Genomic DNA, 21,190 nt, shown 5'->3' with positions numbered 1-21,190 from the left:
GATTCGCTCAAGATACCAAAAAGCCAGCTTGTAGTAAGCTGGCTTTTAACTCTTTACATGTTGGCGCTTGTAGACACGAGATAATATTAAGGTGTTGGAACAGTTGGTGAATAGTTCGTTTTTCGACCATAAAGTTCTTGTGTCGCCGCCGAGATATACGCAGATGAATCTTTTCCTGGGAGGTTATACATTAGATAAATACCATATTGCTCCGCTTTCGTACGTTTAGCATATTGCGCAGCTAGATTTTGATTGACACCAACTTCAACGGCAGAAGCACCTAAACGAGAAGCAGGCATCCCCGCAATTTGTGGCGGATTCCAGGTACTATAATAAGGGTTCCAAGCATAATCAATTAAAGAACTCATTTGAGGATTAGCAGAAGAGTTCGCAGCCGCTGGTCCAATATTATAAAAAGTAATTAATTTATCATTGCCTAAGCGATTTCTTAAGGCTTGAAGTAACCAAATGAACGAAGAATTATTTGGTTGAGGCGTTCCATTTTTTCCGTATTCAGCATACTCATCATCAAAATCAATACCATCTAAATGATACGTATTAACGACTTGTTCTAATTGAGCTGCAAAGGCATCCGCACTTTCGTAAGTTGGGAAGTTAGCAAAGCCAGCGCCTTCATGGTTGCCTAAAATAGACAATAGGACTTTAGTGCCGCGTGCTTGAACTGGACGAATTTGTGTTTCAGCTTCGTTTAAAGTTTGTTGGACCCGTTCATTTAGATATAAGTAAGGTTTTTTATTGACCGTATCATAATTAATATTGGCTGCAAAAATAATCCCCATATCAAAAGCAGGTTGATTGGTTCCAGCTAAAGTATATTTTCCCACATTGTTAAAATCGTGGTTGTTTACTTCTACATACATGACTGTTTTAGGTGTAACAGTTGATGCTGCTTGTACTTCAAATGCAGGTAGTGCAAACAGTAAACCACCGACTAAAAGTATCAAACTTAAAAAAGTTGAAATAATCCCTGTTTTCTTGTTAAAAAAATGAGTGCTCAATTGATGCCCCATAACTTTCTCCTCCTATAAAATAAATATTATTTGTAAGCGCTAACAAAGATATGTTATCATTTTTATAATTTAAACACAAGAAGAAGAGAACAAAAGTGAGCAAATCCACAGAATATAAAAGCGTCCTTCGCAAAATGGTCTTGCGAAGGACGCTCTTTTACCAATCAAAGAGTAAGGCATAGCCTAAAGAAAGCAGCTCTCGACCAAAATTTTTGATATCTTTTGGAAAAGAAGAAGCCGCAGTGATGCCTGAAACATTTGAGATGCCTGCTCGCTTGGCTAAAAGTTGCGAGCGATACATGTGAAAGTCACTAGTAACAATCACTAGCCGTTTAAAAGAAAGGAGTTTTTGTGAATTGACAATATTTTCTTTGGTGCGTGTGGCACGATTTTCTAAGAGAATCTGTTTTTCTGGAACACCCTTATTTAGCAAGTATTGTTTCATAACCGCGGCTTCCGTAGCCGGCTCATCTGCTCCTTGCCCTCCGCTAACAATAACGGGTGTCTCGGGGTGTTGTTTAATATAGGGGATAGCCACATCTAACCGAGCTTGCAAAACACGGCTGGGCAGTGCGGTTTCTTTAGACGTCCCTAAAACACGGGCCCCTAAAATTAAAATAGCATCTGGTTTATCGGTGGGTTGCGTATTTTTGCCAGTAAAAATAAGTAGACCTAAAATCAAAAGAATACAAAAGCCAAAACTGACAATGGATAAACTTGTTATTTTTAACCAATGCATGAAACATCCCTCCTTGTAATGTTAGTGTATACGAAGTACCATAGAAAAAGCGATAGAAAACAAAAGACTTATAAAAAAATCTATGTTTTAATAGAAACTTTTGAAGAGAGGGAGCGAGTGAATGCGTACAGAAGAAGAAATGTTTCAACTTATTATGGATGTAGCAAAACAAGAAGAACACATTCGAGCCGTGGGAATGGTGGGTTCTCGTACGAATGTGAAAGCGCCAAAAGATAGTTTTCAAGATTTCGACATTGTTTATATTGTAGAACCATGTGCTGAGTTTTTTGAAACAGCAACGTGGACAGCAAAATTTGGTCAACCATTAATTATGCAACGTCCCAAGGAAATGACCTTATTTCCCACAGAACCGAAGACGCGGGAAACATTTTTAATGTTATTTGAAGATGGTCAACGTATCGATTTAACGTTGTGTCCTCTCGCAGAAAAAGACAATTGGCATGAAGGCGATTCTTTAGCAATTATCTTGTTAGACAAAGATGAAAATTTGCCACCTTTACCTGTAGCATCTGATAAAAATTATACAGTAACAGTTCCGAATCAGCAGCAATTTAACGATTGTTGCAATGAATTTTGGTGGGTTAGTACGTATGTAGTTAAGGGGCTTTGTCGGAATGAACTATTTTACGCTGTCACACATCTCTATGAATATTGTCAGCAGGAACTGTTGCGCTTGCTTTCTTGGCAAGCGGCTTGGCAGGAACCGGAGCCAATTTCTGTTGGGAAACAATTTAAGTATCTGAAAAATTATGTCACTCCTGACACGATGGATCAATTAGCATCGTTGCTGGATTTTTCTAGTAAAGAAGCTTGTTGGAACAGCTTAATAAAGACACAAGCCTTTTTTGACGTCGTCGCTCAGGATTTTGCTAAAATGGCCCAGTTTACGTATCATTTACAAGAAGCAAAAAAAGTCACAGAGTATACAAATTCTTTAAGATTAAAGGATTTACAAGGAAAATAAGCTGAAAACAACGTAAAAATAGTGTATAATTGAAAAAATTAATCTGCGAGAGAAAGGGAAGTTTTTTTGATTGTAGATCACCGCAGTTGTTTGTTGCCTAGACTCTAAGAAATAAACCTAAAATTATTGATATAAAGGATGAACAAATGAAAAAAGAAGAAATGCAAGTGCGTAATACACGTCGTCAAAAATCAGGAAAAAATAATAAAAAGAAAGTAATTATTACTTCTTTGGTTGGACTAGCTCTGGTTGCTGGGGGCAGCTATGTTTATTTTCAAAGTCACTTTTTACCAACTACAAAAGTAAATGGAGTTTCTGTAGGCTGGTTAAATGTAAATGCAGCGGAAGAAAAATTAGCGCAAGTTAATCAAACCGAAGAAGTTGTGGTTCAAACGGGGACAAAAGAAGAAAAAATTCAACTTCCTAAAAAATACCAATTGGATCAAAAATTTTTAAAAGACCATTTACACAGTAGCAAGGTGAAGCTACCGTTAAACGAGGCATTCAAAAAAGAACTAGAAGCCAAATTAGCAACTTTGAGTTTTTCAGAGGGGAAACCAAGCAAAAATGCGAGTATCCGTCGAGGCAATGGCACTTTTGAAATTGTTCCCGAAGAACAAGGCACAGTAGTGGACACACAGCGCTTAAATCAGCAGATTATTGCGGATGTTGAAGCGGGAAAAGGCAACTATCAATACAATGCCAAAGATTTTTATAAAGCCCCTGAAATTACAAAAGAGGATCAAACGTTAAAGGCAACATTGACAACGCTCAATAACAAGTTAAATAAAACAATTACAGTTGATATTAATGGTGAAAAAGTAGCCTTTGATAAAACACAAATTCAAAACGTGCTGAATGATGATGGCACAATCAACAAAGAAAAACTAACTACTTGGGTGACACAATTAGAAACAACATATGGTTCTGCTAATCAACCAGTTTTATTTACAGATGTTCACGGCACGACACGTCGTTTTAAAAACAATGGAAGTTATGGCTGGTCGATTGATGGGGCCAAAACGCAAGAACTACTAGTAAACGCGCTGAATAGCCAAGAACAAACGAATGCAATCACTGCTCCGTTGGTTGGCGATACCAAAGAAAATAGTAAAATTGCCAATAATTACATTGAAATTGATTTAAAAGATCAAAAAATGTATTGTTTCATTGATGGCAAAAAAATAGTCACCACAGATGTCATTACTGGCAGATATAACAAAGGAACTGCAACAGTACCAGGATTCCATACAATTTTATATCGGACAACCGATGTGAATTTAGAAGGTCAAATGCTTGATGGTTCTCGATACAGTGTGCCAGTAAAATATTGGATGCCGTTATTAAGTCAAGGGGGCGTTGTCACACAAATTGGGATTCATGACTCCGACCATAAATTGGATAAGTACGGCGATAAAGAAGCCTTTAAAACCGATGCTGGTAGTAATGGCTGTATCAATACGCCAGGAACAGAAGTTTCAAAAATCTTTGACGTATCCTATGACGGAATGCCGGTAATTATTTACGGACATATCTATGATGATGCACCAGGTGAATTTGATAAACCTGTGGATTACGGCGAAGAAGTATAAATGATTATTTACAGCACCAAAAGGGCAAATGAGCAGTCTTTTTGGTGCTGTTTTAGTTGAATAGATAATTTATAAATGGACAAGCAAGGAGCAAAACCATGGCAGAAAGAATTTTATTAGTAGATGATGAACAAGAAATAGCTGATTTGCTGGAAGTATATTTAACGAGTGACGGTTATGAAGTAGAAAAATTTTATCGAGGGAAACCTGCTCTGGAATCAATGGCAAATAATCAGTTCGATTTAGCGGTACTTGATGTAATGTTACCAGATATTGATGGCTTTCAAATGGTTAAAAAAGCACGGGAAAAATATTTTTTCCCTATTATTCTTTTAACCGCTAAAATTGAGGACATTGATAAAATTACTGGGCTAACTTTAGGCGCTGATGATTATATTACAAAGCCGTTTAATCCATTGGAAGTAGTCGCACGTATTAAAACACAACTAAGACGTTTTCGTAAATATAATTCACAGGCGAGTCTACAACAAGAAACAGAAGGAACAGAAATAGATATTCATGGTTTGGTGATAAATAAAATACATCATACAAGTAAACTATACGGGGAGGATATATTTTTAACGCCATTAGAATTTTCAATTCTTTGGTATTTAGCAGAACGTCAGGGAGAAGTAGTCCCAGCAGAGATATTGTTTGAAGAAATCTGGGGTGAAAAATATTTGGAAAACAATGGAAATACCGTGATGGCACATATTGGCCGTTTAAGGGAAAAATTAAAAGAACCACCAAGGAAGCCAAAGTTTATTAAAACTGTTTGGGGAGTGGGGTATAAAATTGACTGAAAAGAAAAAAACAGGAAAACAGCAATTTAAAGAACGAATGATTAAACAACTACTAACAAAGTTTTTGTTTTTTAGTTTGGGAATATTGGCGTTATCAGCAGTCTTGTATTTTTTTAGTAATTTTTTGTTTGGATTACGTAGATGGGGCATGGAAGATCCACTCTACCTTTTAGCCAAAGGAATTGAGGAGAACTACGTTTATTTAATTAGCTTAGTAATTCTAGGTGGTTCAGTAATCATTCTTTTTCGGATATGGTTGCAAAGCATCAATCAATTAACAGAAGTATTGGAGGCAACAGGGAAACTCTATCAGAATTCCGAAGAACCGATAGCCTTGTCAGCAAATTTAATGGAGTTTGACAAAGAGTTGAATCAAATCCGTCAAGAAGTTAACTTACGCCAGCAACAAGCGAAGGAAGCTGAGCAAAGAAAGAATGATTTGATTGTTTATTTAGCACATGATTTAAAAACGCCTTTAACATCAGTCATTGGTTATTTAACACTTCTTCATGATGAACTGGAAATTTCGACGCAATTACGAGAAAAATATTTAGCTATTTCATTAGAAAAAGCAGAGCATTTAGAAGAGTTGATTAATGAATTTTTTGAAATAGCTCGATTTAATCTCTCGAATATTGAATTAGAACCGACGAGTGTTCGCTTGGATCGTATGTTAAATCAAGTAAGTTATGAATTTTTACCTATGTTGAAACAAAAACAGTTAACTATTGAAACAGATTTTACTGAGGCTTTGTCTATTCATCTTGATGTCGATAAAATGCAAAGAGTTTTTGATAACTTAGTTCAAAATGCCATTAACTACAGCTATGCAGGAACAACCATCTCTCTTTCCACTAAAGTTGATAATGAAAATCAACGAGTAAATATTTATTTTACAAATCATGGCCCTACTATTCCACCAGAAAAATTAGCCCGAATTTTTGAACAATTTTTCCGATTAGATACTGCCCGTCAAACAAACCGAGGAGGCGCAGGACTAGGTTTAGCGGTTGCTAAAAAAATTGTGGAGCTGCATGGCGGGGTGCTTTCAGCTGAAAGCGAAAATGAAAAAACTACCTTTATGATTTCTTTATCGATTTTGTAAGAAAATCGTTAGAAATTCTTGCGAAAAAAAAGAAGGCTCCTTTTTACTAGCTTGCTATACTAATTTTGTTAAGTAAGTAAAGAGGAGAGAAATAAAAATGAAATTTAAAGTTACAATTGGTGTCGCTATTTTAGGGCTTTTTATTGTGGGAATGGCTGTTAAACAAGTTGCTGAGAAAAAAATAGTTTCAATAGGAAATGAGCAAGCCCTCAGTTTAGAGGAAGAGGAAAAAATGAGTTCTCCTGAAGAAGGCGATCAATCATGGAAATTATTATTAGTAAATCAAACGCATCAGATTCCTGAAGATTATCAAATCCAATTAAAAAAATTACCTAACAAACAGGCAGTGGATAAACGAATTTATCCAGCTTTGAACAGGATGTTTAAAGATGCCAAAAGACAAGGCTTCTATCTTGAAGTCACTTCTAGTTATCGAACAAATGAAGAGCAAAAAGAAATTATGGCAGAAAAAGTACAGGCTTTTCAAGATCAAGGATTCAGCGAACAAGAAGCGATTGAAACAGCTGAAAGTTGGGTAGCAGTGCCGAGAACTAGTGAACATGAAGTAGGTTTAGCAGTGGATATAAATGCGCAAAGTAAGCGATCTACTGACGAAGAAGTCTACGCTTGGTTGGCAAAGAACGCCTATAAATATGGATTTATTCTTCGTTATCCTTCAGACAAAGTGGAAATTACGGGTGTTAGTTATGAACCTTGGCATTATCGATATGTGGGTAAAAAAGCAGCACTAGAGATTCAAAAAGCGAGTCTAACGTTAGAAGAATACTTAGCAGAAAATAATAATTAATTGTTTATCAATAAAGCTATCTTAGCTTTTACTGAACATAGGCTATTTTTTATTGACAAGCGTCATAACCCGCTCTATGATACAAACAGAACAAGCAATTTAAATTGGGGGAACGAAGATGCCATTTGTACATGTAGAATTAATTGAAGGCCGCACAGAAGAACAGTTAACTAATATGGTCAAAGATATTACAGAAGCTGTGTCAAAAAATGCTGGTGCACCAAAAGAGAATATCCATGTGATTGTCAATGAATTGAAAAAAGACCGCTATGCACAAGGCGGCGAATGGAAAAAATAAGTTTTCAGAGAATTTCTGTTGAATCACTTGCTTTTTCTGAAAATAAGTGGTTAAATAAGTGCATAAATGATTGATGAGAAAGACAACTGAACTTGCCCGCGATCTATTAGAGAGGAAAATCTTGGCTGAAAATTTTCCAGATTGGCACAAGGGATGACCACTTTCGAAACCTTTGTTGAAACAAAGGCGGTCGCACCGTTAACACGCTAGAGGAACACAGATTATTTGTGTTCAAAATTAGGTGGAACCACGATATTTTCGTCCTAGTATTCGTTAGAATACTAGGACTTTTTGTTTTTTAACAAGGGGAACAGGTGGCTGTTTCGTTTCATTGTGAAAAACAGGAACACAATGAAACGCTTCAAATCAAAAAAATTAAAAGGAGAGAATTTTATTATGTCTATTCACATTACTTTTCCAGATGGCGCTGTCAAACCGTTTGATTCTGGGGTTACAACATTTGATGTTGCTAAAAGTATTAGCAACAGTTTAGCCAAAAAAGCTTTAGCTGGTAAATTCAATGGTGTTTTAATCGATTTAGATCGTCCTATCGTAGAAGATGGTTCGCTTGAAATCGTGACGCCTGATCATGAAGATGCTTTAGGAATTTTACGTCATTCGTCAGCTCATTTAATGGCTAATGCCTTACGTCGTCTTTTCCCTAACATTAAATTTGGCGTAGGTCCTGCGATTGATTCTGGGTTCTACTATGATACAGATAATGGGGAATCCCCTGTGACAGCGGAAGATTTACCTGCAATTGAAGCCGAAATGATGAAAATTGTGAAGGAAAATAACCCAATCGTTCGTAAAGAAATCTCACGTGCAGAAGCGTTAGAATTATTTGCTGATGATCCTTACAAAGTTGAATTAATTACAGATTTACCAGAAGATGAAATCATCACTGTCTATGATCAAGGCGATTTTGTTGATTTATGTCGTGGTGTTCACGTCCCTTCAACAGGACGGATTCAAGTCTTTAAATTACTTTCAGTAGCTGGTGCTTATTGGCGCGGAAACTCTGACAATCATATGATGCAACGGATTTACGGCACTGCCTTTTTCGATAAAAAAGATTTAAAAGAATTTATCAAAATGCGCGAGGAAGCCAAAGAACGTGACCACCGTAAATTAGGAAAAGAATTAGATTTATTTATGGTTTCACAAGAAGTTGGTTCAGGGTTACCTTTCTGGTTACCAAAAGGCGCAACCATTCGTCGTACAATTGAACGTTATATTGTGGACAAAGAAATTAGCTTAGGTTACCAACATGTGTATACACCAATTATGGCAGATGTGGAATTATACAAAACATCTGGTCACTGGGATCATTACCATGAAGATATGTTCCCACCAATGGATATGGGCGATGGCGAAATGCTGGTATTACGTCCAATGAACTGTCCACACCATATGATGGTTTATAAAAATGACATTCATAGTTACCGCGAATTACCAATTCGAATCGCTGAATTAGGGATGATGCACCGCTATGAAAAATCTGGCGCATTATCAGGGTTACAACGTGTTCGTGAAATGACTTTAAACGATGGCCATACTTTTGTTCGTCCTGACCAAATTAAAGACGAATTTAAACGTACTTTGGAGTTAATGGTGGCAGTCTATGCTGACTTTAACATTACGGATTATCGTTTCCGCTTAAGCTATCGTGATCCAAATAATACAGACAAATATTTTGATGATGATGCGATGTGGGAAAAAGCGCAAGCGATGTTAAAAGCTGCCATGGATGAATTAGAATTAGATTACTTTGAAGCAGAAGGTGAAGCTGCCTTTTACGGTCCGAAGTTAGATGTTCAAGTAAAAACAGCTTTAGGAATGGAAGAAACATTATCAACCATCCAATTAGACTTCTTATTACCAGAACGTTTTGACTTAACTTATGTTGGCGAAGATGGTGAAAATACACATCGCCCAGTTGTTATCCACCGTGGTATCGTCTCAACAATGGAACGATTTGTGGCTTACTTAACAGAAGTTTACAAAGGCGCTTTCCCTACTTGGTTAGCACCAATTCAAGCAACTATTATCCCAGTTTCTGTAGAAGCGCATTCTGAGTATGCTTATGAAATCAAAGAACGTTTACAAGCACAAGGCTTACGTGTTGAAGTCGATGATCGTAACGAAAAAATGGGCTACAAAATTCGGGCCTCTCAAACACAAAAAGTACCTTATCAATTAGTGGTCGGGGACAAAGAAATGGAAGATGCAACGGTGAACGTCCGTCGTTATGGAAGCAAAGAAACTTCTGTCGAAGATTTATCAATTTTCATTGACAGCATGGCTGCTGAAGTTCACAATTACAGCCGTTAAAAAAAGAGAAAAAGTCAAAAGGACTTCTGAATTCAGAAGTCCTTTTGACTTTTTTCAACAACAAAATAATTAAATATTTCCTTAGAGCTAGGAATAATCCTGATTTTTTGACTAATTTTTGTTACAATGAGAATGCGAAACTTTTTAGTGAAGGGACTAGAGGTATGAAGAAAAACTCATTTATAGATAAAATAAAAAAAACAGATGCCGCAGCAAAGAGTCAACGAGGTAGAAAGCCACATATTCCTTTTCGATTGAACTTATTATTTTTTGTGATATTCACTTTATTTGTTTCATTAATTGTCCGTTTAGGGTATTTACAGATTGTAGAAGGAGAAGAGTTTAACAAAAAAATCACTGCCAATTCTTCACTACAAATCACGACACCATCCCCTCGAGGACAAATTTATGATTCACAAGGAAAAGTCTTGGTTTCTAACAAAGCCAATTTAGCAATCACTTACACACGAGGAAAAAACATTGAAGGAAAAGATATTTTACCGATTGCGAATAAAGTCAACGAACTTATTAATGTTCCAGTTGATCCAAACTTAACGGACCGTGATAAAAAAGATTATTGGTTAGCGAATCCTGAAAATTTAAAAGCAGCCCAAGCCCGTTTAACCGATCAAGATAAAGAAGATGAAAAAGGCAACAAAATTACGGACGAAGGCACATTATATGCCAAAGCCGTTGAAAAAGTCACCCCTGAAGAAATTGCGTTTGATGACCGAACCTTACAAGCAGTGACGATTTTTAAACGAATGAATGCCGCGTCACAAATGAACACGGTCTTCATCAAGAATGAAGGGGTAACAGAAGGTGAAATTGCGACAATTGGTGAACACACAGCGGAAATATCTGGTGTTTCAACAGGGACTGATTGGACGCGTGATTATTCTCAAAGTGGTGCATTACGTAGCCTGTTGGGCACCGTTTCAACTGAAAAACAAGGATTGCCAGCCGAAGAAGTCGATGAATATTTGAAAAAAGGCTATGCACGAAATGACCGTGTTGGGACTAGCTATTTAGAAAAACAATATGAAGACGTTCTACAAGGTAAAAAAGCAAAATCAGAAGTCGTTTTAGACAATAACGGAAAGATTGTTTCACAAACCCCAATTTCCAAAGGGGAAAAAGGTTCCAACTTAAAATTAACGATTGATTCAAATTTCCAAAACAAAGTTGATGAAATTTTACAACGAAACTATTCACAAATAGTCAAAACCATTGGACCATACTCAGAAAATGCATATGTCGTTGCTATGAACCCTCAAACAGGTGCTATTTTAGCGATGTCCGGATTTCATCATGATTTAGCAACTGGGGAAGTCACACCTAATCCTTTAGCACCTATTTTGAATTCTGAAGTTCCTGGATCAGTTGTGAAAGCAGGTACTTTAACAGCTGGTTATGAAACAGGCGTCATTAAAGGCAATGACGTTTTAACAGATGAAGCTATTTTACTAGCAGGTAGTAATCCAAAAGCTTCTTGGTGGAATGCTTCTGGCGGAACAACCATGCAATTAACTGCGGAGCAAGCGTTAGAATATTCTTCGAATGCCTATATGATGAAATTAGTCTTTAAAATGATGGGTGTGAATTATTATCCCAATATGATTTTCCCTTATGAAGTAGGAGATGACACTGTCTTTAAAGAATTAAGAAAAGCTTTTGCAGAATATGGTATGGGAACGAAAACTGGAATTGATATACCAGGAGAAACAACAGGAATTCAAAACAAGGACTTTAAGGATTCGTCTTCTGCGCCACAAGGCGGTAATCTTCTTGACCTATCTTTTGGACAATATGATACCTATAGCGCGTTACAATTAGCACAGTACGTTTCCACTGTCGCAAATAATGGTATCCGCGTGCAACCCCATGTGGTAGAAGGAATCTATGGCAATGATGAAAATGGAGCTTTAGGAAAAATTTTAAAAGAAATTGAACCAAAAGTTTTGAATAAGGTGAATATTTCTGAAGACCAGATAGGAATTCTTCAACAAGGTTTCTATAATGTGGTAAATGGAACTAGTCCTTTTACAACTGCACGTGGTTTAAAATCAGACAAGTTTTCGATTGCTGCTAAAACAGGGACCGCCGAAACGCAAGCAACAGATGCTAATGGAGTAAACCATACAACGGTTAATAGTAACTTGGTGGCTTATGCGCCGTACGAAAATCCTGAAATTGCAATTAGCGTTGTTTTACCACACTTAAATGATGAATCTTCCAAACCAAATCAAACGATTGCCAAAGAAGTTTTAGAAGCGTATATGGAAATGTACAAAAAATAAAATTTGTAAAGTAGAACTACTTTACAAATTTGCCCAAAAGGGTAGTCAAATGACAAAAAAAATGGTATGATATTCAAGTCTAAGAAATCTCTTGGAAAGATCAATTATTAGTAGGAGGGGAAAACATGCGCGTAAACATCACTTTAGAGTGTACTTCTTGTAAAGAACGTAACTACTTAACAAATAAAAATAAACGTAACAATCCTGATCGTTTAGAAAAACAAAAATATTGCCCACGTGAAAGAAAAGTTACTTTACACCGTGAAACTAAATAATTTAGTTAGACAGAGCCTAGAATCCTTGTTGTGTAAGGGTCTAGGCTTTTTATCTATTGATTCATTACATGTTCATTTGTAGATGGAATGTAGAGGGAGGATTACCCAAGTTTGGCTGAAGGGGACGGTCTCGAAAACCGTTAGGCGAGTAACATCGTGCAAGGGTTCGAATCCCTTATCCTCCGTACCGAGAAGCAGTTGAGTTATTAGTTGCAAATAAAACGACAGAGACGTACACTTAAAGTAGAAAAATACTTAAGAAGAGGTGTCTATTATGTCAAACTATGAAGAAAAAGAAGCGCAAGCATTAGCAAAAATTGCAGACATTTTGAATAAATTGGATGCAAGTTTAGAAGAGTTGGACTCGCTAGATGAGGATACAAAAAAACATAGTATGAAGAAATGGATTGTTGAAAAAAAAGCCATTCATGAGATTAAAAAAATTGCACACGAAGCTGGTAAGTATGATAAGTATGATGAAAAAGAATTAGAAAAAGAAATGGATCTGTTGGAAAAGTTTATGTAAAAAAGTGCTAGCTTTTGTTCAACAGTTATTTAATTTTGAGCCTAGAATTAATCGTTTTGATTTTTTCTAGGCTTATTTTTTATGAAGTAAGCAAATCGTATCGGGAGAGGTATTGAATTAAGAAATAAAGCATGTATTGATTCAGAAAAAAAGTTGTAGTAAAATGTTCGTCACAACTACTTTTCTTATAATTTCATAGAAGGAAAAGTTGGAATAATGAATTGAGAAGAGTCGATTTTTAGGAGATGATTTTAGGTGACTTTTTATCAATTATTGCAGTTAGATCCATTTATTTTAAAACAAAAAATTCATCAAGCGGACACTAAAAAACAGCGGAGATATTTTTGGCGCGCCTTGTTAATAAGGGATATCTTATTAGTTTCGTTTGCGATTTTATGGGTGTCGACGATTACTTTTTTCTTTGGAAAAGCTGTAGCGCCTTTTTCAATTGTATTATTTTGTTTGCTGTTGAGTATCCGTTTCGTCTCATATGGCTACAGGGAAAAACAGGCCTTGCTTAGTTTAGGAATCGTGTTAACAATTCTAGGTGTTAGTCCACTAATTTCACTGATTTCTGTATCATTTTTACAATGGGGTCTTCATTTTATCTGCTTGCTGGCATTGTTTTTCTTAACTGGTAAAAACCCTAAAATGGGTAATCCTGGCTTGTATACGTTCTCCTACTTATATTTAGTTGGCACGGTTCACTATCAATCGTTTCAGCAATTAGAACAAACTTTCTTTGTATTAGTGTTTGCTTATCTACTTTTAGCTTTTGTTTATCATGTGAAACATAAAAAGTTGGATCAGGAGATTACTTTTATACAGATGGTTAAAGAAAATGGTTTTTTTAATCAAAGAAATATTTGGTTTGGTTATTACGCTTTAGGCATTAGCTTATTACTTTTTATAGGAACGCACCTTCAGATTGACCGCTTTATGTGGGCAACATTTGCTAGTTCGTCATTATTTTCTGGGTATGATACGTTTAAATTGTCTGAACGAGCCAAAGAACGAATAATAGGGGTCGTTATTGGTTCTCTAGTATCGGCTATCTTGTTATTTTATATACCAACGAACCTACTTGGTATTTTAGGAGGACTTTGTTTAGGCTTATGCACATCTTATAAAAGTAAAACGATTTTTAATTGTGTTGGTGCTATCATGGCAGCTTCTATGATATTTGGGCTAGAAACAAGTCTTTACTTAAGAATTTTGTTAAATATGTTGGGGCTAGCTTACGGTTTGCTTTATCATTTTGTCTTTGTAAAAACTATGTCCTATTGCAATCGCAAAGAGTGGCTGAAATTGTCTGAATAAAAGGAGCCTAACATTCTTTCTTGAAAGAATGTTAGGCTCCTTAGACATTTTTGTTTATATTCCATATTATCAAATTATATGCATGCTGTTAATCAATGCCCAACTGCTATATCAAATGTCGCAATTTTTGCTGAGCCAGTCGGTACAAGGTCTAGTTCCACTTCGTCAAACCTATTGCCATCAACTGGTATCCCAAAGTAAATGGTAGATGGTCCAGTTCTACTTTCATAGACTATTATCTATTAGTATACCTAAATTTCTATTTAATTCGTAATGACTGACCAGGATAAAAAACAGAAGTTTCAATGCCTGGATTTAATGCTAATAATTCTTCTAAGGTTAAACCATTTCTTTCGGCTAACTGTCGCCCACCTTCACCACTTCGTACCGTATCGTATATAGGTTGGTCTGATTTAGAATTTTGTATTTGTTCACGAGAATCAGAGTTTTGTGGTGGTTGCTGTTCAGATTGTTCAAAAACTTGTTGAGTTTGATTATTTCTTTCAATTAATTGTTCCAACGTAATATTACCTAGATAAGTGTATATTTGTCCATTAACAGTTAAAGTACCATCATTATTTTTCGTTACTGTTCGGGGCGTATTATTCAAAAGAAACGTCATTATTTGATTACCATTCTCATCCACAGAAAAACTTACATTTTGAAGAGGAACATTCGATTGAGTTATGCTAGTGAGTGTTCCGTCAGCATTTATAAAAAATAAGTTATCACTTTGAGGAATACCCCAACCGCCTATAAAATCAGCTAAGCTAACTTGTGGTAGCGGTTCTTTAGTAGTAGATGAAGAGGTAGATTGGTTTGTTTCAGATGAGACGTTTTGATAATTAGAGCTGGTTTCTTCCGTTTTATCTTTTTGAGTGGAAGAATCAATACTTTTCTTTGTGTAAGGTTTCAAAACTAGTTTTGTTTGGTTATCAGAATTGTTTGTCTTAGTAGGAGTGAAAAGTAGATTTTGCTTTTCTTTTTTTATCTTGTAAGCTACTTCTTTTCCTTCATTTTTCCAACGAATTTGATTGTTTTTTAGATGGTATTTGACTTTGTATTCTATTTTATTTGCAATTTGTTTACCTAATTCTTCGCCTGCTTTTTCCAAATCATTTTTTGCAGTTGATGTGTGTTCATCTGTATTGATTTTGAAAGTAGCGGTATCTTCGCTGAATGATACAATCATTACTACTTCATCAACGTTGGAGTTTACGGCCCACTCGTTTGCCATTAGCTCTTTTGTGGTCACTTTATTTCTGCAAGAAGTAAGGGTCAGTAAGGATAAAAAAACAATCAACCCCAGTAAACTTTTTTTCATTTTTAACTCAATCCTCTTTTCTATTTTACTGTTTTTTTGTATCTTCGAATCTCTCTCAACCCCAGCCAACCACTCGCTGATAACAAGTACCAAAACGGCATAAACTGGATTAGATAGCGAGAGCGGCCGCCTTCAAAGAGCAATAAATACAGAATAGCTCCAATGAAAGCTAATTTTAAAATCGCGTAGTTATTTTTTGAATCTTTTAGAGGGATACTGAACAATAGACCTAGTAATGTGAGTAAATAGAAAAAATGCATATAAATTCGTAGATAGTTACTTTTGGGATTTTGCGGATAATACAGTGACCGCAAGTGTTCTTGCCAACGATTTTTAGAAGGTGTTTCTGGGATTAAATCACCGCCATCCCAACCCCAGTCAAAATCACCATTGGCAGTATTATGACGATTTTTTTGAGCCAGAAAACGGAGATAACCGAAGAATCCTTTATTTTTTAAACGGTCTTGAATCGTTTTTATGGTATAAGCTTTTTTGGCTTTTTGTGTAGGCAACTGATTTACTGCTTGTGTATCTGCATCATTGTAACCGCCAGTTCCAGTCAAACCCATCATTACAAAAAGTGTCCAAGGTTTGGCTTGTTCTTTATCGATTTCCGTAATCGTTTGTTTTTCCACAAAAAATTGAAAACTATAATATGCGCTGGCGAAACCAGTCAGTAAAAAGAGAGCAACCACGGTTAATTTTACGATAGACTGTTTGTTCCGATTTACTAAAAGAAGTTGCAGCACTTTGATACAACTAAATGCAATAAAAAAGATAATAGACGAAGGTTTCATTAAAAAACACCAAGCTAGGCCAATTCCAATAAACAGTAATAAACAATATTTTATGAAGGGATGGGAAACTTGGTCAAAAAGGCTATATGCAAAAAAAACTAGGTTGATGAACAATAAGACGGCCGTATCTGTATAAGGCGTTAGTAACCATGGAGACAATCCGAAAGAAAGAAAAAATAAACTATAAGCAACGAAGGCCGTTAATGGATTAAAGACACGTTTAGAGGCATGACAAAAGAGAAATAAACTGCTATTAATAAACAAGCAATTAACCACTTGCCAACTAAACCAAGTATTGCTCCAGCTCTCTGTTACATCAATGAAACGCAAAAATTTATTCAGGTAATACATCATGAAAAAGAAAAATTCGTTATTGGGGTTTAAAGAAAGTACGATTTTTGAATAATCCTTATTTTCAGTGGTAATACTATGAAAGTTGTCAAAAACATCCCAGCCAATCGGCACAGTAATCTGCGTCAGGAGTAAAAGTTGTAGTAAAAATAAACTGATCAAACTACCAATAATAACCACACGATCATGGGTTTTTATTAAGTGCCAGAGCGCTTGAATCTTAGTGTAAAGAAATTTTTTGTTTTTATAAATAATCAACAATAGAATAATTAATAGAGGAAGTAAAACAAGCAAGTGCTTAGGCTTTCCCCAAAGAATTTTTACCAGCGAATAGGGAGAGTTAATTGCGCCGTAAAAGACAAATAAAATAAAAAAACTAAAAATATAATTTTCTAGATTCAGAATCCGTTTAAAAGTAGCCATATTTTCTCCTTCCATTTTTTTAGCTAGACTAGTTCTTATTTTATCATAAAGATTTTAAAATAAGAAAAAAGCCCTTCTTTTAAAAGAAAGGCTTAAAACTTTTCCTTACTTCACTTCTTTGTAACGGAAGAAGAAGCGTAAGACGCTATTTTGGCTAGTTGTTGTTAGTTTATCTGTCGGTAAGACTGTTAGTAAGAAGAAAAACAGACTAATCACAAGAGTGAAAAATAAGAAGACGGGACTGCCACCTGTTATCACAGTATCTGTTTGAACATCATATTTCAGTGTTGACATAACAGAGAAAACTTGTGTATAGCTACAGGCAATAGAAAGTAGATATAAAACAAGCACGCCCCAACCTGTCATCCCAGCATCACGATAACGACGGACACACATTGCCCACGTTGGTAATAATAAAGCTAACCATAAAACAAGTGCAAAAAGCATCAACGGTAATAAGTTTCCAAAATCATAGGTTTCAAAATATTCAGCTGCTAAAATTGCTGACACGGCTTTGCCGACAATGGCAATATAAAAAATAAGTGCTAAAATGCTTAATACCAGTGTCATCCACCAATAACCAGCACGTGTGGTCCGACCTTTAAAATCAACATATCCACGAAAATAATCTTTAAAAGCTTGTCCAAATGTTACTTTGCCTTTTTCCTCAATTTTAACCATAAAAACACCCCTTTGTATTTAATAAAATGATTATAACGGAAAGTAATAAAATAGGAAAATGCGAATTCGCATATTTTGTGATTTTTTTGATAAATCATATAAGGAGCAGGTTTTATCAAAAAACGGTAAAATAAGAGAAGATATTTTATAATGGAGGAATCATGAATGAAAATCAGTATTAGACATCGCTACATAGCAAAAATTCCAGCATTAGAAGTGACAACAGAAGAGCAAAAAAACGAAGCATTACCTTTAATTGTTTACTATCATGGTTGGCAATCAGCTAAAGAATTATCTTTAACACAAGCAAGAAAATTAGCACACGAGGGGTTTCGGGTCATTTTACCAGATGCCATGAACCATGGAGAAAGAAAAACAGGACCTATTTCCACGATTCCTTCGATTACATTTTGGAGTAGCATTCAATATAATTTGATTGAATTTCCAGTAATTATCCATCATTTTCATAAATTAGGGTTGATTAAAGAAAATTGGATTGGCGTGGGTGGTGTATCCATGGGCGGTATTACTACCAGCGCTCTTATGACCCAACATCCTGAGATTCAAGCTGCTGCTTGCTTAATGGGAACACCCTATCCGGCGCGCTATATTCAGCGAGTGATTCAACGGGCGAAAGAATTTGCTATTTTTGTGCCTAAAGACTTGCCACTGTTGCTAAGTTGGGTGCATCAATACGATTTATCACAAACGCCAGAAAGACTGCAAGAACGACCGATGCTGTTTTGGCATGGAACGGAAGATGAAAAAATTCCCTATGAAGACATGGCTGATTTTGAACAATTAGTGTCTGGGAAAACGTATGCGAGAAATACGCAATTTATAACGGAAATCGGTGAGCGGCATTTAGTGAAAGGAGAAACAATGGATTTGGTTGTTGACTTTTTTAAAGAAGCGTCAAAAACGTTAGAAAAATAACGGGATTTTTCAAAGAGAAAAGGGGAATCAGCTTGTTTTTTAAGAACACTTTCTATAAACTTAACAGAAAAGGGGTTGAAGGTGTACATGGAGAAAAACAAGTTGAGAAAAGTGGGCTTAACTGCCCTGGAATGGCTAAAACAACATCCAGAAATTAAACAACATAAAGAATCAAGTCTCTATGAACAGTTGTTTGCTAGTCAGCAATGGCAACAAGCACAAACAATCGGAATGATTCGGTCGTTACCGCTAGAATTATCAACACAGCCAATTTTCGAAAGGGCCATGCAAGAGGGCAAGCAAGTGGCGGTGCCGCGAACATTTAAAGGAGGCAAAATGCACTTTTATCAAGTCTTTCCAGAGACGGTTTATGACACCAGTGCATTTGGCGTGGAAGAACCTCCGTTAACAGCGGCAGAAATAACAGCTACAGCGATTGATTTATTGATTGTGCCAGGGATTGTTTTCAATCGTGCTGGCTATCGAATAGGCTTTGGCGGTGGTTTTTATGATCGTTATTTGGAACATTTTTCGGGCCATTCATGTAGTTTAGTTTTTAGTGAACAACTCCATGAGCAATGGCAACCAGAAGCGTTTGATCAGCCAATCGAACAATTATTTATACAATAGGAGGAATGGAATGAATTATCAAACAGAAATGAAATTGAAACGGCTAAAAAATCAGCCGTTCATTACGTATGCCCTTTTAGGTATTTCAATCATTGTTTTCCTTGGATTGGAATTAACTGGAGGATCAGAAAATATTTTAAACTTAGTTAATTGGGGAGCAATGGTTCGTCCACTGGTAGCTCAAAATCATGAATACTGGCGGTTTATCACGCCAATGTTTCTTCACATTGGGTTTATGCATATTATTTTGAATATGGTTACTCTTTATTATATCGGCGCACAGGTTGAGGCAATTTATGGGCATTGGCGCTATTTGGGCATTTATTTATTGAGTGGGATTGCTGGAAATATCGCCAGTTTTGCCTTTGGGACACCCAACAGTGTCTCAGCGGGTGCTAGTACAGCGCTTTTTGGTTTGTTTGGCGCATTTGTTATTTTAGGACGCCATTTTAGAGACAATCCAGCGATTATGTATATGGTGCAACGCTATTCAATGTTTATTGTGATTAATTTGTTATTTAACTTGTTTAGTAGCTCTGTAGATATGATGGGTCATGTTGGCGGTCTAATCGGTGGACTATTAGTAGCGACGGCTTTTGCTGTTCCAAATCGTGAAGAAGCATTTAATAAGCACGAGCGAATTATGGCCACGTTAATTTTTATTTTTCTTGTCGTAATTTGTCTGTTATTGGGTTTTAAAAAATACGGTTTACCTGTATAATAAGGAAGTGTTTTCGTATGGAAACGTTATATGATGTACAACAACTTTTTAAACAGTTTGGGATGTATATTTATGTCGGTGCACGGATTTATGATATTGAGTTAATGATGATTGAATTAAAAAAATTGTATGAAGGTCAATTGGTAGACCGAGATACGTATTTACAGGCCCGGCATATTTTGCAAAGAGAGCATCGAATAGAAGAATCTAGAGGGAAGCAGAAAGGAATCGACTAAATGGATAAGAAGATTATTGGGATTGATTTAGGTGGAACGACCATCAAATTTGCTATTTTAACAACTGATGGCGTTGTTCAACAAAAATGGAGTATTGAAACGAATATTTTAGAAGATGGCAAGCATATTGTGCCATCAATTATTGAAAGTATTCGTCACCGTATAGATCTTTATAATATGAAAAAAGAAGATTTTGTGGGAATTGGTATGGGAACACCAGGAAGTGTCGACATTGAAAAAGGAACTGTTGTAGGTGCCTATAATTTAAACTGGACGACTGTACAGCCTGTCAAAGAACAAATCGAATCTGCTTTAGGAATTCCGTTTGCATTAGATAATGATGCCAATGTTGCCGCTTTAGGTGAGCGTTGGAAGGGCGCGGGGGAAAACAATCCCGACGTGATTTTTATTACTTTAGGAACAGGTGTTGGCGGAGGCATTGTTGCAGCGGGAGAATTGCTCCACGGTGTTGCTGGCTGCGCTGGTGAAGTTGGGCATGTGACGGTTGATCCTAACGGCTTTGACTGTACCTGTGGGAAACGTGGCTGTTTAGAAACTGTTTCTAGTGCCACTGGTGTCGTTCGTGTTGCACGTCATTTATCAGAAGAGTTTGCAGGTGACTCTGAACTGAAACAAGCGATTGATGATGGACAAGATGTTTCGAGTAAAGATGTTTTTGAATTTGCTGAAAAAGGCGATCATTTTGCTTTAATGGTTGTGGATCGTGTTTGTTTCTATTTAGGCTTAGCCACAGGAAACTTAGGTAACACGTTAAATCCAGATAGCGTGGTTATCGGTGGAGGTGTTTCTGCAGCAGGAGAATTTTTACGTAGTCGTGTCGAAAAATATTTCCAAGAATTTACCTTCCCGCAAGTTCGAAATAGTACAAAAATCAAATTAGCAGAGCTAGGTAATGAGGCCGGCGTCATTGGTGCCGCTTCACTAGCATTACAATTTTCAAAAGAGAAATAGAGA

21 protein-coding genes and 1 tRNA gene are annotated in these 21,190 nt (G+C 36.3%); 17 read left to right on the top strand and 5 right to left on the bottom strand.

Going from position 1 to position 21,190, the window contains the following annotated elements; all coding sequences use genetic code 11:
* Positions 1–86: 86 nt before the first annotated feature.
* Together IGK03_RS11355 and IGK03_RS11350 are read right to left on the bottom strand one after the other, a co-directional pair.
* On the bottom strand, positions 87–1,031 hold the full coding sequence (locus IGK03_RS11355) for an endo-beta-N-acetylglucosaminidase (protein ID WP_002382461.1): 945 nt from the start codon (positions 1,029–1,031) through the stop codon (positions 87–89).
* Positions 1,032–1,188: 157 nt separating this feature from the next.
* A complete protein-coding gene (locus tag IGK03_RS11350; RefSeq protein WP_002359392.1) occupies positions 1,189–1,770 on the bottom strand; it encodes a YdcF family protein in 582 nt (193 codons plus the stop codon).
* A 121-nt stretch (positions 1,771–1,891) separates the two neighbouring features.
* On the opposite strand from IGK03_RS11350, the gene IGK03_RS11345 reads away from it, so the two are divergent.
* From IGK03_RS11345 to IGK03_RS11290, 12 genes are all read left to right on the top strand, one after another.
* The gene (locus IGK03_RS11345; RefSeq protein WP_010776112.1) at positions 1,892–2,755 is read left to right on the top strand and encodes an aminoglycoside 6-adenylyltransferase; all 864 of its coding nucleotides are present in this window, start codon (positions 1,892–1,894) and stop codon (positions 2,753–2,755) included.
* Between the two features lie 146 nt (positions 2,756–2,901).
* Positions 2,902–4,347 (top strand): L,D-transpeptidase family protein, encoded by a 1,446-nt coding sequence (locus tag IGK03_RS11340; protein ID WP_033625121.1) that lies wholly within the window; start codon positions 2,902–2,904, stop codon positions 4,345–4,347.
* A 98-nt stretch (positions 4,348–4,445) separates the two neighbouring features.
* Entirely contained in the window at positions 4,446–5,150 is a 705-nt protein-coding gene (gene vanR / locus IGK03_RS11335; RefSeq protein WP_002356311.1) for a VanR-ABDEGLN family response regulator transcription factor, read from the top strand.
* The gene (locus tag IGK03_RS11330) at positions 5,143–6,255 is read left to right on the top strand and encodes a sensor histidine kinase (RefSeq protein ID WP_010707131.1); all 1,113 of its coding nucleotides are present in this window, start codon (positions 5,143–5,145) and stop codon (positions 6,253–6,255) included. Before vanR ends, IGK03_RS11330 begins: the two co-directional genes overlap by 8 nt.
* A gap of 97 nt (positions 6,256–6,352) precedes the next feature.
* The gene (locus IGK03_RS11325) at positions 6,353–7,063 is read left to right on the top strand and encodes a M15 family metallopeptidase (protein ID WP_002356314.1); all 711 of its coding nucleotides are present in this window, start codon (positions 6,353–6,355) and stop codon (positions 7,061–7,063) included.
* A gap of 118 nt (positions 7,064–7,181) precedes the next feature.
* The gene (locus IGK03_RS11320; protein ID WP_002356318.1) at positions 7,182–7,361 is read left to right on the top strand and encodes a 2-hydroxymuconate tautomerase; all 180 of its coding nucleotides are present in this window, start codon (positions 7,182–7,184) and stop codon (positions 7,359–7,361) included.
* A gap of 396 nt (positions 7,362–7,757) precedes the next feature.
* Positions 7,758–9,695, top strand: a complete 1,938-nt coding sequence (thrS, locus tag IGK03_RS11315) for a threonine--tRNA ligase (RefSeq protein WP_002359397.1) — start codon at positions 7,758–7,760, stop codon at positions 9,693–9,695.
* A 164-nt stretch (positions 9,696–9,859) separates the two neighbouring features.
* On the top strand, positions 9,860–11,995 hold the full coding sequence (locus IGK03_RS11310; RefSeq protein ID WP_002359399.1) for a peptidoglycan D,D-transpeptidase FtsI family protein: 2,136 nt from the start codon (positions 9,860–9,862) through the stop codon (positions 11,993–11,995).
* A gap of 125 nt (positions 11,996–12,120) precedes the next feature.
* On the top strand, positions 12,121–12,270 hold the full coding sequence (gene rpmG, locus IGK03_RS11305) for a 50S ribosomal protein L33 (RefSeq protein WP_002356321.1): 150 nt from the start codon (positions 12,121–12,123) through the stop codon (positions 12,268–12,270).
* A gap of 95 nt (positions 12,271–12,365) precedes the next feature.
* Positions 12,366–12,455 (top strand) — tRNA-Ser (locus IGK03_RS11300).
* An 89-nt stretch (positions 12,456–12,544) separates the two neighbouring features.
* Complete coding sequence (locus IGK03_RS11295) at positions 12,545–12,796, top strand: hypothetical protein (protein WP_010713122.1); 252 nt, start codon at positions 12,545–12,547, stop codon at positions 12,794–12,796.
* A 255-nt stretch (positions 12,797–13,051) separates the two neighbouring features.
* A complete protein-coding gene (locus IGK03_RS11290; protein WP_016618027.1) occupies positions 13,052–14,116 on the top strand; it encodes an FUSC family protein in 1,065 nt (354 codons plus the stop codon).
* A 259-nt stretch (positions 14,117–14,375) separates the two neighbouring features.
* Here the strand turns inward: IGK03_RS11290 and IGK03_RS11285 are convergent, their stop codons facing one another.
* The 3 genes from IGK03_RS11285 to IGK03_RS11275 all read right to left on the bottom strand — a co-directional run bounded on the left by IGK03_RS11285 (position 14,376) and on the right by IGK03_RS11275 (position 17,692).
* Complete coding sequence (locus IGK03_RS11285) at positions 14,376–15,509, bottom strand: DUF4950 domain-containing protein (RefSeq protein ID WP_029644925.1); 1,134 nt, start codon at positions 15,507–15,509, stop codon at positions 14,376–14,378.
* Positions 15,461–17,026, bottom strand: coding sequence for a membrane protein (locus IGK03_RS11280; protein ID WP_033625120.1), 1,566 nt, complete (start codon positions 17,024–17,026; stop codon positions 15,461–15,463). The genes IGK03_RS11285 and IGK03_RS11280 overlap by 49 nt, the downstream gene beginning before the upstream one ends.
* A 90-nt stretch (positions 17,027–17,116) precedes the next feature.
* Positions 17,117–17,692: a DUF805 domain-containing protein gene (locus tag IGK03_RS11275; protein ID WP_002356327.1), complete on the bottom strand. Its 576-nt coding sequence runs from the start codon at positions 17,690–17,692 to the stop codon at positions 17,117–17,119.
* A gap of 165 nt (positions 17,693–17,857) precedes the next feature.
* Between IGK03_RS11275 and IGK03_RS11270 the strand changes: the two genes are divergently transcribed.
* The 5 genes from IGK03_RS11270 (at position 17,858) to IGK03_RS11250 (ending at position 21,187) form a co-directional block, all read left to right on the top strand.
* Positions 17,858–18,628, top strand: coding sequence for an alpha/beta fold hydrolase (locus tag IGK03_RS11270; protein WP_002356329.1), 771 nt, complete (start codon positions 17,858–17,860; stop codon positions 18,626–18,628).
* A gap of 87 nt (positions 18,629–18,715) precedes the next feature.
* Positions 18,716–19,258, top strand: coding sequence for a 5-formyltetrahydrofolate cyclo-ligase (locus tag IGK03_RS11265; RefSeq protein ID WP_002394065.1), 543 nt, complete (start codon positions 18,716–18,718; stop codon positions 19,256–19,258).
* Positions 19,259–19,268: 10 nt separating this feature from the next.
* Positions 19,269–19,979: a rhomboid family intramembrane serine protease gene (locus tag IGK03_RS11260; protein WP_002362481.1), complete on the top strand. Its 711-nt coding sequence runs from the start codon at positions 19,269–19,271 to the stop codon at positions 19,977–19,979.
* Between the two features lie 17 nt (positions 19,980–19,996).
* Positions 19,997–20,215: a YqgQ family protein gene (locus tag IGK03_RS11255; protein ID WP_002356332.1), complete on the top strand. Its 219-nt coding sequence runs from the start codon at positions 19,997–19,999 to the stop codon at positions 20,213–20,215.
* Positions 20,216–21,187, top strand: a complete 972-nt coding sequence (locus tag IGK03_RS11250; RefSeq protein ID WP_002356333.1) for an ROK family glucokinase — start codon at positions 20,216–20,218, stop codon at positions 21,185–21,187.
* Positions 21,188–21,190: the final 3 nt, after the last annotated feature.

It is taken from the genome of Enterococcus sp. DIV2453a (assembly GCF_050533535.1).
In the GTDB taxonomy this organism is placed as follows: domain Bacteria; phylum Bacillota; class Bacilli; order Lactobacillales; family Enterococcaceae; genus Enterococcus; species Enterococcus faecalis.
This window is presented reverse-complemented; position numbering and strand designations above follow the sequence as displayed.

Coding starts and splice junctions, on each gene's coding strand:
- IGK03_RS11265 (WP_002394065.1), top strand. CDS start 18,716: ATGGAGAAAAACAAGTTGAGAAAAGTGGGCTTAACTGCCCTGGAATGG.
- IGK03_RS11280 (WP_033625120.1), bottom strand. CDS start 17,026: ATGGAAGGAGAAAATATGGCTACTTTTAAACGGATTCTGAATCTAGAA.
- IGK03_RS11250 (WP_002356333.1), top strand. CDS start 20,216: ATGGATAAGAAGATTATTGGGATTGATTTAGGTGGAACGACCATCAAA.
- IGK03_RS11345 (WP_010776112.1), top strand. CDS start 1,892: ATGCGTACAGAAGAAGAAATGTTTCAACTTATTATGGATGTAGCAAAA.
- IGK03_RS11270 (WP_002356329.1), top strand. CDS start 17,858: ATGAAAATCAGTATTAGACATCGCTACATAGCAAAAATTCCAGCATTA.
- IGK03_RS11260 (WP_002362481.1), top strand. CDS start 19,269: ATGAATTATCAAACAGAAATGAAATTGAAACGGCTAAAAAATCAGCCG.
- IGK03_RS11320 (WP_002356318.1), top strand. CDS start 7,182: ATGCCATTTGTACATGTAGAATTAATTGAAGGCCGCACAGAAGAACAG.
- IGK03_RS11355 (WP_002382461.1), bottom strand. CDS start 1,031: ATGGGGCATCAATTGAGCACTCATTTTTTTAACAAGAAAACAGGGATT.
- IGK03_RS11340 (WP_033625121.1), top strand. CDS start 2,902: ATGAAAAAAGAAGAAATGCAAGTGCGTAATACACGTCGTCAAAAATCA.
- rpmG (WP_002356321.1), top strand. CDS start 12,121: ATGCGCGTAAACATCACTTTAGAGTGTACTTCTTGTAAAGAACGTAAC.
- IGK03_RS11310 (WP_002359399.1), top strand. CDS start 9,860: ATGAAGAAAAACTCATTTATAGATAAAATAAAAAAAACAGATGCCGCA.
- IGK03_RS11275 (WP_002356327.1), bottom strand. CDS start 17,692: ATGGTTAAAATTGAGGAAAAAGGCAAAGTAACATTTGGACAAGCTTTT.
- IGK03_RS11255 (WP_002356332.1), top strand. CDS start 19,997: ATGGAAACGTTATATGATGTACAACAACTTTTTAAACAGTTTGGGATG.
- vanR (WP_002356311.1), top strand. CDS start 4,446: ATGGCAGAAAGAATTTTATTAGTAGATGATGAACAAGAAATAGCTGAT.
- IGK03_RS11295 (WP_010713122.1), top strand. CDS start 12,545: ATGTCAAACTATGAAGAAAAAGAAGCGCAAGCATTAGCAAAAATTGCA.
- thrS (WP_002359397.1), top strand. CDS start 7,758: ATGTCTATTCACATTACTTTTCCAGATGGCGCTGTCAAACCGTTTGAT.
- IGK03_RS11325 (WP_002356314.1), top strand. CDS start 6,353: ATGAAATTTAAAGTTACAATTGGTGTCGCTATTTTAGGGCTTTTTATT.
- IGK03_RS11350 (WP_002359392.1), bottom strand. CDS start 1,770: ATGCATTGGTTAAAAATAACAAGTTTATCCATTGTCAGTTTTGGCTTT.